Source organism: Spirosoma pulveris (assembly GCF_054781875.1).
The window spans coordinates 460,361-474,587 of the sequence record NZ_BAAGTO010000002.1 but is presented as its reverse complement, the minus strand read 5'-3'; the positions used below and the strand labels follow the sequence as shown (position 1 = coordinate 474,587).

Annotated in this window: 9 protein-coding genes; all 9 read left to right on the top strand. The window is 53.3% G+C overall.

Going from position 1 to position 14,227, the window contains the following annotated elements; genetic code table 11:
- Positions 1–215: 215 nt before the first annotated feature.
- A complete protein-coding gene (locus ACYVJM_RS10195) occupies positions 216–1,121 on the top strand; it encodes a tyrosine-type recombinase/integrase (protein ID WP_461148120.1) in 906 nt (301 codons plus the stop codon).
- Positions 1,122–1,406: 285 nt separating this feature from the next.
- Positions 1,407–3,647: an ATP-binding protein gene (locus ACYVJM_RS10190; protein WP_461148119.1), complete on the top strand. Its 2,241-nt coding sequence runs from the start codon at positions 1,407–1,409 to the stop codon at positions 3,645–3,647.
- Positions 3,648–3,652: 5 nt separating this feature from the next.
- Positions 3,653–4,078 (top strand): response regulator, encoded by a 426-nt coding sequence (locus ACYVJM_RS10185; protein ID WP_461148118.1) that lies wholly within the window; start codon positions 3,653–3,655, stop codon positions 4,076–4,078.
- Between the two features lie 63 nt (positions 4,079–4,141).
- The gene (locus ACYVJM_RS10180; RefSeq protein WP_461148117.1) at positions 4,142–7,279 is read left to right on the top strand and encodes a PAS domain-containing sensor histidine kinase; all 3,138 of its coding nucleotides are present in this window, start codon (positions 4,142–4,144) and stop codon (positions 7,277–7,279) included.
- 29 nt (positions 7,280–7,308) lie between these two features.
- Positions 7,309–7,677, top strand: coding sequence for a photoactive yellow protein (locus ACYVJM_RS10175; protein ID WP_461148116.1), 369 nt, complete (start codon positions 7,309–7,311; stop codon positions 7,675–7,677).
- A gap of 32 nt (positions 7,678–7,709) precedes the next feature.
- On the top strand, positions 7,710–8,816 hold the full coding sequence (locus tag ACYVJM_RS10170) for an AMP-binding protein (protein WP_461148115.1): 1,107 nt from the start codon (positions 7,710–7,712) through the stop codon (positions 8,814–8,816).
- A 147-nt stretch (positions 8,817–8,963) separates the two neighbouring features.
- Positions 8,964–9,644, top strand: coding sequence for an RNA polymerase sigma-70 factor (locus ACYVJM_RS10165; protein WP_461148114.1), 681 nt, complete (start codon positions 8,964–8,966; stop codon positions 9,642–9,644).
- 24 nt (positions 9,645–9,668) lie between these two features.
- Positions 9,669–10,688: a FecR family protein gene (locus tag ACYVJM_RS10160; protein ID WP_461148113.1), complete on the top strand. Its 1,020-nt coding sequence runs from the start codon at positions 9,669–9,671 to the stop codon at positions 10,686–10,688.
- Complete coding sequence (locus tag ACYVJM_RS10155) at positions 10,685–14,170, top strand: SusC/RagA family TonB-linked outer membrane protein (RefSeq protein WP_461148112.1); 3,486 nt, start codon at positions 10,685–10,687, stop codon at positions 14,168–14,170. The genes ACYVJM_RS10160 and ACYVJM_RS10155 overlap by 4 nt, the downstream gene beginning before the upstream one ends.
- The last annotated feature ends 57 nt before the right edge of the window (positions 14,171–14,227 follow it).

Here is a 14,227-nt window from a genome sequence, read left to right as displayed (position 1 = left end):
CAGTCAACGATGCCGAATCGCCAGATAAGACACGAATACGAGCAGCAGACAGTCATGTCTGCTGCTTTTTTTCTGACCGGGATTCTCAACCGGAATTTTTCTGATTTGACTGATTATCATGATCAATACGTTTGAGGTCCACCTGGCGCATTAACATTCACTAGATTCGTCGGTTTAAGATGATTAGATTTGATAGGCCAAATCATTGGAATCAAATGAATCAAACTAATCCCGGTCAAGATTTTCTCGCTCACATTCGCTACGAAAAACGGCTGAGCCATCATACGCTGACGGCCTACGCCAATGATCTGGAGCAGTTCTGCACCTTTCTGCTCGCCGAGTGCAACGTCGACCAGCCTGAACGGGCCGACTTTCGACATATTCGGTCGTGGATCGTGAGCCTGGTGGAGAACGGGATGGATAAATCGTCCGTGAACCGGAAAATTGCCACTCTTCGTAACTTCTTCGGATTTCTGCTGCGTCGTAAAGTGATTGACTTCGACCCCATGTCGAAGATTCAGGCGCTGAAAGCCAGCAAGCGACTGCCGCAGTATGTCGAAGAAAAGCCGATGGAAATGCTGCTGGACGACATCGAGTTTCCGGACACGTTTGAGGGGTTGCGGGATAAATTGGTACTGGAACTTCTCTACGGAACCGGTATCCGTCTGAGCGAATTGACCGGCTTGAAAACCACCGACGTCAATCTGTACGAGAAGACGATCATCGTACTTGGGAAGCGCAACAAACACCGTATTGTGCCTTTAAACCAGCCGTTGTTCGAGCTGATCCAGCAATACATCGTTCTCAAAGAAAAAGAATTTCACGGTCAGGCCGATAATACCCATCTAATTGTCAGCGATAAAGGGGTTGCTGCTTACGCGATGCTCATTCAGCGTATTGTAAAACGGCACCTGACGCTGGTCACAACGCTCGGTACCAAAAGTCCGCACGTCCTGAGGCATACCTTTGCCACCCATCTGCTCAACCGGGGAGCTGATCTGAATGCTATCAAGGACTTACTCGGACACAGCAGTCTGGCCGCTACTCAGATCTACACGCATACCAGTCTGGATCAGTTGAAAAAGACGTACGATCAGGCGCATCCAAAAGCGAAAAAGTAAAATCCAGTGGCTTATTCCTGATTAAATACAAATAATTAATTACACATTCTGAGTAGTTGGTCTATCCGCTGTTACCAAGACAGGTATAAATACTTATAGTTTATCACAAAAAGTTTACGAATTCAGGTATATACACTAAATATTTCAACGAGATATAAGTAATTTTGTAATTAAACGGTTAGGTAATTACTGATTCTTTGGCTAAGTCAGCGGGGTTTGTCATTGGCCTATGATATAGCTGAAAACTACCATGCCGATCTGTGTCCAATTCCTGAACTATCAATTATGCAAGCAACCGCTGACCTGACCAGCTGTGAAAAAGAACCTATTCAATGGCCGGGGTTTATTCAGTCAAATGGGTTTTTAATAGCGGTTGATCCGGTTGCATTTACCATCTGGCAGGTAAGTGAGAATGTAGAAGAACTGGCCGGACAGCCCGTGGCCAGCCTTATTGGCCAGTCTATCGCTGCTATTCAACTGGGCGATCTGGCCGGTAGTCTGATTCACGATATACTGGTCATCGCCATGCGTAGTGGTAGGCCGGAAGCCTTTAATCCCTACCCCGTCAAACTCCGGGGGCGCGACTGGCTTGCCATTGTTCACCAGCACGACGGAGCGTTGATTGTGGAGCTGGAGCCAACCGGCGCGCTTCACGGCAGTTTGTCGAAACCCATCCACTCGTTGCTCTCACAGGCAATGAGCGACATTCAGCGTAGTAAAACCCTCTCACAACTGCTGGAGAAAACGGCGCAGCAGATAAAGCAAATTACGGGTTTCGATCGGGTAATGATCTACCGCTTCGGTGAAGACTGGCACGGCGAAGTTGTTGCCGAAGCGCGGGAGGATTATCTGGAGCCATTTCTGGGCCTGCACTACCCCGCTTCCGACATTCCCCGGCAGGCGCGGGAGCTTTATAAAATCAATCTGGTTCGGGGTATTGCCGATGTTAAGGAGCCCCGGGTGCCTATTTTGCCCATCAACTATGCGAAGTACGACCGTCCACTCGATCTGACACATGCCACGCTGCGGTCCGTGTCGCCGGTGCATGTAGAGTATCTGTCGAATATGGGCGTTCGGGCGAGTATGAGCATTTCTTTACTTTACCGTTCCGAGCTGTGGGGCCTGATTGCCTGCCACCATTATAGCGGTCCCCGGTTTATTGACTACCCCGCCCGGCAGTCCATAAAATTGGTGAGCCAACTGTTGTCGACTGTTCTGGAAATACGGAAAGATGACGAGGAAACTGAAATTTCGAACCGCTTACACGACAATGAGCAGGCCCTTTACCAGCAGATGATAGCCGATTGGGATGTTGTACAGGGGCTAACCAAACACCCTATTACGGCCCTGGATCTGAATGAAGCAACCGGGGCCGCTCTGCTTTTTGAGGAGGAGCTGCACCTGCTGGGCGATACTCCGCAGCCGAACGAAATCCTGACCCTGATCGACTGGCTCAAGAATACAACGCCCGAAAGTGTGTTTCAGACGAACCAGCTCCCGAACCTGTACCCACCGGCCGAAAGTTATCGTGCTAAAGCCTCCGGGGTATTAATGGTGGTACTGTCGCGGCAGATGAACGAGTATCTGCTCTGGTTCAAACCCGAGCAGATTCAGCACATTTCGTGGGGAGGCAATCCCGATAAACCGGTCGAGCGAACGACCTCTGGCGAAATGCGGCTCAGTCCGCGTAAAAGTTTCGATAAATGGAATCAGATCGTTCGGAATAAATCCCAATCCTGGCAACAGACCGAAGTGGCGCTGGCTCTGAAACTCCGCGAAGATCTTTTGCAGATTGTGGCCGGGAAGGCCAATCAGATTCGCGCGCTAAACGAACAGCTACGGCTGGCCAACGAGGAGCTGGAAGCGTTCAGCTACACGGTTTCTCACGACCTGCGTTCGCCCCTCTCGTCGATTAAGCGATACACCGAGATATATAAGGAAGATTACGGCGATCAGATGGATGATAGCGCCAAGGCTATCTTCGACCGAATCATGAAAGCCAGCGACCGAATGAGTATGCTCATTCGCAACATCATGCAGTATTCGCAGGTGGGAAGTTCGGGGTTGACCCGACGGCTGCTGCCCATGAAAGATATGCTGCTGCAACTGCGAGACGAGTTGCTGGCGAGTGAAACGACCCGCGCTATTGTTTTCCAGATCCAAGAAACCCCTGATCTGGAGGGAGATCAGACCATGGTGAATCAGGTTTTCAGCAATCTGCTTTCCAATGCCATCAAGTACACGCGCTCCGTACCCGAGGCCCGTATATCGGTGAGGGGTAGTCAAAGCAACCAGGAAGTCATTTATGCCGTAACGGATAATGGGATTGGCATTGACATGAAACAGGCGGGCAAAGTGTTTGAACTTTTTCAGCGGCTCGATTCGGCAGCAAGCTATGAAGGGTATGGTGTAGGCCTGGCTATTGTCAAGCGTATTCTGAGTCGGCATCAGGGCAAAGTCTGGTTTGAGAGCGTGCCTCACCAGGCTACAACTTTCTATGTATCTTTTCCCAAACGTATTTCCTGATTTTTATGCCTGATATCCTTTACGTTGAAGATAACCCCGACGAAGCTGACATATTCAGACGGCTTATCAGCCGGATGGAAGAGCCGTCTAGTTTTTTGATCTTAAGCAGTGGCAGTGAAGCGATCGACTACTTGCTTCAGCAGGGAAGTTATCAGGGGCAAAGCACGCCTTTGCCCCGTTTGGTACTAATTGACCTGAAGTTGCCGGGACATAATGGCTTTGAAGTTATTCAGCAGGTGCGGGCTACCAGTCGGACCTGCTACCTGCCGTTAGTCGTTTACAGCACCTCCGATAACCCAAAAGATATGCGCAGGGCGTATGACCTGGGTGCTAATGCCTACCTGATAAAGCCCGAAAGTTACCACCAGGTGAGCGAAATGATGCGCCTGGCCATCGACTTCTGGTTAACGCAGAGCCAGTACAGGCCATAACCAGCCGGGTATATAACTATGTCTACGGGTGTTCGAATCAACTTTTAACCAGTTAACGAAGGTATGTCTGTCACAAATCAATCGGCTACAGCGTTGTTGCAAAGCGTTCTACAAGCATCGCAGAATGGGGTGCTGGTCTACAGAGGCATTCATGATGCCGCCGGAACGCTAACAGACTTGCAGTTGACGATGATAAACGCAGCTGCCGAGCGTAGCCTGGGCTGCTCGTCTGTAGAGGTAATTGGGCAGACGTTTGATCGCATCCATCCATATTGGGTGGGAACGGAGCTTGCCGATCGATACCAACACGTGATTTCGACGGGGCAACCGGCTCGTTTTGAGTTTGAATTCAACCAGCCGGGTCGGGTGCTGCCTACCTGGTGGGACATATCAGCCGTAAAACTGGAAGAGAACAGTGTGGTGGTATCCTGTCAGGACATTACACCTGCCAAAGTCAATGCGGAGCCTGACCGACTGAATAGCCTGTTGCAAAAAGCCTTTGATGTATCGGTTAATGGTATCACGGTCTTTGACGCACTATACGACGGGCAGGGTGAGGTTACCGACTTCGAGTTTGTCATGATCAACGAAGCGGGTGTACGCATGGGTGGCTACACCCGCGAAGAGCTGCTGGGCAGGACATTGTGGGAAATTTATCCGGCTACTAAAATCAATGGTCTTTTCAATGAGTATGTGCGAGTCTGTAAAACAGGCCAGTCCGTTGAGAAGGAGAATTACTACCCTGAGTATGATACCTGGCGGAAAGTGAAAATCGTTCCCCTGCCCACGGGTGTCATGGTTACCTATATTGACATTACAGCCATTAAAAAGCCCGAAGAAACCGTTCGGAAACAGGCTGAATTGTTGAAACGAGTGCTGGAAGGTGTACCGGTGGGTATTGCTGTACTGGACGTTATTCGCTCTGGTGAAGATCCGGCTAACCGTCCGCCCAGCTTTCAGATCAGCCTGATCAACTCCTTGGTAGCTGATATTCTGGGGCAATCGGCGCTGGCGGTCGTTGGGAAGAAGTTGACGGATGTTTTCGTAGATGCCAACGCTTCGGGCTTGCTCAGCCGCTGTATTACGGGTATTGAAGGGGGCATTGTTCAGGAGTTTGAACTGCCGTTTGCCCTTGGTAAAAAGGCTGGCTGGTTTCGGGTGTCGATGGCTCCCCAGGGGGAACAGCTAATTATGGCGATGACCGAAGTTACCGAGATGAAACGTGCACAGCTGGGGCATCATCGTCAGGTAGAGCTGCTTAACTCCGTGCTCAACGGTTCTCAAAATTCAATTATTGCCCTGGAGTCTGTACGGGATACAACCGGCCGAATTGTTGATTTTCGGTACGTTATGCAAAACGATGCTCACCGCAGGCGTACCGGGCGTTCGGACAATCAACTGCTTGGGCATACGATGCTCGAACTATTTCCCCTATGCTACAAACTGCTCGACCAGTATACCGAAGTCGTTCTTACCGGCCAGCCGTTTCGTACAGAAACTGAGTTTGATTACGGAGGGGGTAACGGTTGGTACGATGTATCGGCCGTGAAACGCGAGGATGGTATCGTCCTGACTATTCAGGATAAATCCGGCCAGAAACAGGCTGAACGACAACTCAAGGACCAGGCACAGGTACTGAAGTCCATCAGCGATAACACCCCGGCGGGTTTGGTACTTTGGGAGGCCGTTCGGGATGATACGCCTGAGCGTAAGGTGATCGATTTTCGATACTGCCTGACGAACCTCATGAACACCTACGTAACGGGACATCCGGCCGAAACCCTGATCGGGCAGAATTTACTAACGTTGTTTCCGCGTTTTCGGGGAACTGAGCTGGAGTTTGCACTCCGGGAAACCCTCGAAACCGGCCGTACACAGCGCATGGTTTTCACGTATTACCGAGAAACCAATGACGGCTGGTTCGATGCGCAGTTTATACGTATAGGCGATGGCCGGTCGACGGATAAGGTGCTGATGACGTACATGGATGTGACCGAAGCTCATCAGGCGCAGTTGGTGCAACGGCAGCAGGCCGAGCTGATGAAACTGGTTATTGACGCTCAACCGACAGGGATTGTTCTATATGAACCGGTGCGGGAGCGTACAGCGGATGGCCAACCGGGGGAAATCGTCGATTTTACCCTGGTATTGGTTAATGAGACACAAAGACAGCTTACGGGCCGCTCGGATAAGGAGATGATAGGTAAGCGTATGAAGGAACTCTTTCCCAGTAAATCGGGTCAGGAGTTCTTCCTTACATTGGTAGAAGTGGCCGAAACCGGCCAGTCGAAAGAGTGGCTGTTGCCTTATTTTAATGACGGTATTCGGGGGTGGTTCCAGTCGTCTCTGATTCGTCATGGTGATCAGATTTTATTTACATTCCTGGATGTTACGAACCTCAAACGGCAGCAGCAGGTTCTGGAATTAACGAACCAGGAGTTACGCCGGAGCAATGAGAACCTTCAGAAGTTTGCCTACGTGGCCAGTCATGATTTACAGGAGCCGCTGCGAAAAATTCAGTCGTTTGGCGATGTGCTGATTAGTACCTGCGGCCCTGTGCTGAATGAGTTTGGGCTGGATATAATTAATCGAATGCAGGGATCGGCTCAGCGAATGTCTGAACTGATCCGGCATCTGCTTACCTACTCGCGGTTGTCTACTCAACTGGTTGAGGTCAACCCGGTATCCTTAACCGAATTGCTGACCAAGATCCTTGATGATCTGGCTATACCGATACAGGAATCGAATGCAACTATTGAACTGGATGAGTTATCGGTAGTACATGGTGACAAAGGGCAACTGCGTCAACTTTTCCAGAATCTGCTGTCAAATGCCGTCAAGTACCGGCTCCCCGGTGTTGCCCCACGCGTGCGGGTTACCTGCAAGAAGGTCAGATCAGTAGACATGCCCGAAGCTGCCGTGCTGACAACGGTCATCAGTTCAGAAGCTGGTAGAACCTCACACTATTACCGGATCAACGTAACCGATAATGGAATTGGATTTGATGAACGATACCTGGATCGGATTTTTGAGGTTTTTCAACGGTTGCACGGCAGAACTGCCTATGAAGGTACCGGTATCGGTCTTGCCATCTGCCAGAAGGTCGTTCAAAACCATCAGGGTGCCTTAACGGCTACCAGCCGACCCGGCAAAGGGGCCACTTTCAGCGTCTATCTGCCTATTCCGTCAACTGAAAACTAACCGGATCTTACTTTTTCCATACCTAACCTATGAGCCAAGCGTTACAGTTTTCGGATTCAAATTTACTTGATTGGCTGGAAGAGCAAACGAATGAGCAGCTTGAAGACGCTCCCTTTGGCGTGGTTCGGATGAACCGCGAAGGAGTCGTCGTTGCTTACTGCAAGTCAGAATCCCATATCACCGGCATTTCGAAGGAATATGCGGTGGGTAAGTATTACTTCACCCAGATTGCTCCCTGTGCCAACAACCAGATGGTAGCTGCCAAATACGGACTGCCAACGCTTGATGAAGAACTGGACTATATTCTCACCTACGTGAGTGAGCCCACCAAAGTCCGCCTACGGCTGCTCAAGTCGCCGGAGAGCCGGTATCAGTATTTTCTGGTTGATCGTAAGTAACGCATTATATACCGTTTCTGGCTCTTATACCTATGATCTGGACATCCGCTAACGTCCGGCGAATCATTCTCGACATGGCAGGGCGGATTCTCCAAAACCCGCATGCCGGATTGCCAACGGCCGTTTCGATGGAGCTGGACCTGTATCGGGATGTGGGTCTCGACTCCATAAGCCGGATGGAACTGGCTGCTCATCTCAACGAGTTTTTTGGTATTTTCGACACCTCCGTTGAAAACTACCTGCTGGCCGGAACTACCCTCGACCATTGGGTAGACTGTATTCTGCGAGCCCGCTCGCAAACGGATGAGTACCTGATTTTCCGTACTTCCGGCACTAGTGGAGCTGCCCGGGCCGTTCGGCATTCGATGGCGTCCCTGCTGTTTGAAGCCCGCTTTCTGACGGAGTTGCTACCTCGTCCGGACAGAGTGATCAGTCTGGTGCCGGCCAATCATATTTACGGGTTTATCTACACGGTGCTGCTTCCGGCGCTCTGGCATGTGCCTTTGGGCCTGCTGGCAGATGTTACGGCAACGGACATTACGGCCAACTCGCTGCTGGTATGCACACCTTTTACCTGGGAGTTTGCGTACCAGTCTCTTCTGGTCGGGAAGTCGCTGCCGTGCCGGGGCGTTTCATCAGCCGCACCCATGCCGCCGGGTTTGTTTGACCAACTGATCCGGGCCGGGGTGTCCATGACAGAGATCTACGGCTCATCCGAAACCGGAGGACTTGCGTACCGGCATCGCCCCGACGAGCCGTTTACATTGTTTCCCTATGTAACGCTGTTGGCCGGAGAACCAGCCGTAGACGTGTGCCGGACCGATACGGGTGCCACCTTCGCCCTGCCCGACCGATTGGAGCGGGTATCAGCCACCGAGATTCGCGTGCTTGGCCGCCTGGACGACAGTGTGTCGATTGCCGGAGTCAACGTTTACCCGGCTACCATCAGGCAGGTAATCAGCGAGTGTCCCCTGGTGTCCAACTGCGACATCTATGCCAAAGCCGACATGGGTGCTCACAAGCTGTACGGAGCCGTTCAGCTTCGGACACTAAACGACGCTAACCGCAAAGCTTTTCTGCACTGGGTCCGGCAGCACCTGAGCGCCCCCGAAATTCCGCAGAATCTGTACATCTACTGAAGTTGCAATCGGCCAGCGGTATTGTACCAAATAGTATCCTGCTGCCGGAGACAAGCCTAGGTTTTGCATTTTGTGAATAAAAAATAACAATCGATTGGGGGATTTTTGACGCGAGCTTGTCTTCTGTCTACTAGACCCTTCGATTTAATGGCAGCTAACGCGTTTCCATTCCGGCAGTTACCGGACCCGGCACCGTCCGGGTCATCGCCTTTACTGCCGGGTCATACCGAAGCCGCGCCCTCCGTGCCAGCTGATCGTGAGTTGTTCATTCGCAACGCCTTTGCCAACGACCCGAAGCTGGGTTGTGAATTGCTCTTCCGGCAATATTTTGCGCCCCTTTGCAGCCATGCCATTCGCTTCATGTATGACCGGCAAGCCGCCGAAGACGTAGTCGCCGACCTCTTCTATACCTTCTATCAAAAAGAGCTGTACAAGCAGGTTAGAGGATCGTACCGGGCGTATCTCTATCAGGCCGTGCGAAACAGGGCCTATAATTGCCTGCGCTGGGAGTTGAACCGGCAGGAGACACTACCCGACGACCTGGACCCCGCCGACCTCGACGCTACCCAACCCGACCGGCTGTTGCAGCAGGATGAACTGTACCGGGCGCTGGAGCAGGCTGTTCAGCAGCTATCGCCCCAACGGCAACGGGTTTTTCTGCTGAGTCGATTTGAAGGAAAATCCTACAAAGAGATTGCCGCCGAGATGAGCCTGTCGCCCAAAACCGTTGAGAATCATCTGCTGCGGGCTATCACCACCGTTCGGCAATTTCTCCGGCAACAGAAGCTGATTAGCTGGGGACTGTTTCTGCTGACGATTTTACCCTAACGCTCAACGATAGACGATCTCATCATGAAACCAACTAAAGAACTGTTATTTACCTACTTTGCCGGGCAGGCTACGTCTGTCCAGCAGAAAGTTATTGGCGAATGGCTGACCGATGCCGGAAGCCGGGAAATCTATTTCCAGTGGCTCGACGAATGGGAACGCAGTTTTCCGCAGTATATGCCCGATGTACCGGGCCACCTCAACCAGTTCCGCCAGCGACTCGATACGCCCGTTTACGACCAAGTCCCACTGGTTCGTCAACGGGCGGCTGTGTCACGCCCCCTCTGGCAACGGGGAAGCTGGCTGGCTGCCGCTTCGGTTTCATTGCTGCTGCTGGCTGGCGGCTGGTTCGCCAAAGAGTTTGTTTTATACACGACCATCACGACGGGGGCGCGCCAGCTCCGTTCGGTAGATCTGCCCGACGGCTCAACCGTTGCCCTCAACAGCAGTTCATCGCTGCGTGTGCCGCGTATTGGCTATGGCTGGCTCTCTCGTCATGTTAGGCTAACGGGCGATGCGGTCTTTGCGGTCCGACACCTGGCCAACAACCAGCCCTTTGTCGTGCAGGCCGCTAATGGGCTGGCAGTGGAAGTACTCGGTACAGAATTCTCTGTACGGAGCCGGGCCGCCCGCGCCGAGGTTGTCCTGAAACGGGGTAAGGTTAATCTTCACTACGTTACCGCTAACCAACCTCCCCGAAATCTGCTCATGAAGCCCGGCGATCGGGTTACGCTCGATGGCAAAGGGGCGTTGCAGTTGCAGACCCACGCCGACACTACCCGGTTTGCCCACTGGCGCTACCGCCTGTTCAGTTTCAACGATACCTCTTTGCGGGAGGTGGCCTCCCAAATGCAGACCGTATTTGGCGTAACGGTGCAGCTTTCCGACCCCGCACTCGCCCGCCGAACGCTAACGGGTACCATCCGTGCCGGTTCATCGGACGAACTGGCCGATGCCCTGGCCGAACTGCTCAACCTGCGTGTCAGCCATCGCGATCAGCATATTGTTTTTTCTACTCCTTCTGAAACCCAGCTCAATCAATGAAAAAATCGCTACCGTTATTGCTGACAACCGGCTGGTTGATCAGTGTGGGGTATGGGCATACCGTAGCCCAAACCCTGGCGTTTGCCCGTCCTCCGCAGCATACGGATACCAAACAACCCGGCAAGGGCACGGCCGGTATTGGGGCTGGCCAGCCGCTTAAACAAACGCTGCTGCAGTTGAAAGAGCATTACGGCGTTGATATTCTGTTTGAAGAGTCGGTCATTTCGCGGCACCTGAGCCCCCTTGAACCGCTCAACTTCAACGCCCGGCTGGAAACAAACCTCGATCTGCTCCTGAAACCGTATGGCCTGCGGTTCAAGAAGCTGCGGTCGGGGGCGTACCTGATTCTGCCGCCCAGAAACAACAGCCGCGCAGTGATCAACTTGCCCGCGCCCATACCCATGACGACCGCCGGAGCAGGTCCTGTGTCGTTGGCCGGTCTGACCAATCTGGCAACGGTACAGCCGATGGACATGGCGCAAACCGACGTTCGAATAACCGGGCGGGTTACGGGCGAAACGGGTGAAGAGCTGCCGGGCGTGAGTGTCGTGGTGAAAGGGTCATCGCGGGGGACAACGACCGATGCGCAGGGGCGTTACCAACTGAGCATCCCAACCGATGCGTCGGCTGTTACGCTGGTGTTCAGCTTTGTCGGTTACGTCAGTCAGGAGCGGGCCGTCCGGAACCAGACGATCATTGACGTTCAACTGCTGCCGGATACCAAAGCGCTCAACGAAGTGGTGGTGGTGGGGTATGGTCAGGTAAAGAAAAGCGATCTGACGGGCGCGGTATCGACCGTACCCGTCGAGGAGATTCGGAAGGTGGCCGTCACCTCCCTCGATCAGGCCTTACAGGGCCGGGCCGCCGGGGTGCAGATCACCCAGAACTCGGGCGCACCGGGTGGCACGACAAGCATCCGGATTCGGGGCGGCAACTCCATCCAGGGCGATAACGAACCACTGTACGTCATCGACGGAATCCCCTTCAAAAACGACGGGGCCAGCAGCGGGTCGAGTTTCAACGTGCTGAGTACGCTTAACCCCAGCGACATCGAGTCGATCTCGGTTCTTAAAGATGCCTCGTCGACGGCTATTTATGGTTCGCGGGGGTCGAATGGCGTTGTTATTATCACCACCAAACGCGGGAAGGCCGGTAAATCGACCATCAACCTGGATACCTATTATGGCATACAGACCGTTCGCCGGAAGTACCCCGTTCTGAACGGCCGGGAGTATGCCCAACTGGTGAACGACGCCAACACCAACGAAGGTCGTCCGGCGGTGTATACCCAGGAACAGGTCAATGCCTTTGGTGAAGGAACCGACTGGCAGGACGAGATTTTCCGGCAGGCACCCATTGCCAATTACCAGCTGTCGATGAGCGGTGGCGACGAGAAAACGCAGTACGCCATTGCCGGTGGGTATTTTAAACAGGGCGGTATCATCGTCAACTCCGACTTTGACCGGTATTCTTTCCGCATCAATCTGGACCGGAAGCTAACCAACAAAATAAAGATCGGCAACAGCCTGACGGTCAACCGGACGGTCACCAATCAGGCGCGTACGGATGGGGATTTAGGCAGCGCGGGTCTGGTAACCATTGCGGCTCTGCAGTTTCCGCCTATCCTGCCCGTCACCAATCCCGATGGCTCGTACCTGCTCACCAGCCCGGCGCTGGCCTTCACGGCCGATAACCCGGTGGCGCTGGCCCGAGACAATAAAAACCGGAACACGGCTTACCGAATTTTCGGCAATGTATTCGGTGATTACCAGATTCTCGACGGGCTAAGCCTGCGAGTGCTGCTGGGTATTGACGGGGTTTTGCAGAAGCAGGATTCGTACCTGCCCCGCTCGGTATCCAGCGGACTGGCGCAGGGGGGAGCGGCTTCGATCTTCAACGGGCAGTCGGTAACCTGGCTCAACGAAAACCTGCTGACCTACACGCGTACGTTCAATACGGTTCATAACGTAACCGCCCTGCTCGGCTACACCCAACAGGCCAACCGCTCGGAAAACAGCCAGGCTCAGGCCCGTAACTTCGTCAATGACAACCTGGGCTCGAGCAACCTGGGTTCCGGTTCGGTGCCGCTCACACCTTCATCAGGCATTGGCACCTGGGGCCTACAGTCTTACCTGGCCCGGATCAACTACGGTTATAAAGATAAATACCTGCTCACGGCCTCGTTCCGGAGCGACGGTTCGTCGCGCTTCGGGGCCAACAAACAGTACGGTTATTTCCCCTCGGCGGCTTTGGCCTGGCGGGTTTCGGAGGAAGCGTTTCTGAAGAACAACCGGGTGATCAATGACCTTAAATTCCGGGTTACGTACGGCTCAACGGGTAACCAGGATGGAGTAGGCAACTACCCGGCCTACTCGCTGCTGGGCACACAGAACTACGTTTTCGGCAATACCGTGTCAACGGGGTTAGGACCCAATCAGATTGCCAACCCCGACCTGTCGTGGGAAACGACGACCCAGGCCGATATGGGTGTCGACGTCGGGTTGCTCAATAACCGCATCACCCTGACGGCCGATCTGTACCTGAAACGAACCAAAGATCTATTGCTCAATGTGACTGTGCCGAGCACATCCGGCTTCTCCAGCGCCTTCAAAAACCTTGGCAAAGTGGAGAACAAAGGGTTCGAGCTCAGCATTTCCTCACGCAATCTGGATGGGGCTTTCAAGTGGAGTACCGATCTGAACTTTGCTCTCAATCGCAACAAGGTACTCGACATTGGCGGGGCTCCGCAGATTTTTGCCGGTAGCGTGGCCAACATTGGGCAGGGGCTGAACTCGGGGATTATCCGGGTAGGGGAGCCGCTGGGATCTTTCTTCGGCTATGTCACGAATGGCCTTTACCAGACCACCGACGAACTGGCCGCCCTGACCGACCCGCAGGCCCGCAAACCCGGCGACCGGCGATACCTCGACATCAATGGCGACAAGAAAATTGACGATAACGACCGTACAATTATTGGTCGGGCACAACCGAAGTTTCTGGGCGGGCTGAGCAATACCTTCTCGTACAAAGGCGTCGAGCTGACGGCTTTCTTTCAGGGCGTTTACGGGAATAACATTCTGAATGCCAATCGCTACGAGCTTGAATACCTCAATGCCACGACCAATCAGGATCGCGACATGCTGAACCGCTGGACACCCACTAACACCAATACCGACATCCCGCGGGCCTCAACCACCCGTCCGGCCAACCGCGTGTCGACCCGGCAGATCGAGGATGGGTCGTACCTCCGGCTGAAGAATATTCAACTGGCCTATAACCTGCCTTCGTCGGCACTCAAAACGCTGAAAATCCAGTCGCTGCGGGTGTATGTGACGGCGCAGAATTACCTGACTTGGACTAACTACTCGGGCTACGATCCGGAGGTGAACCGGTTCGGGCAGGACAGCCGCAGCCAGGGTTTCGATTACGCCAGCTATCCGTCGGCCAAAACCATCCTGTTCGGCCTTAACGTAGGATTCTGATTTGATGTATGATATAGGATGTAGGATGTAGGATATATGATGTATTGCTTTCGCCTG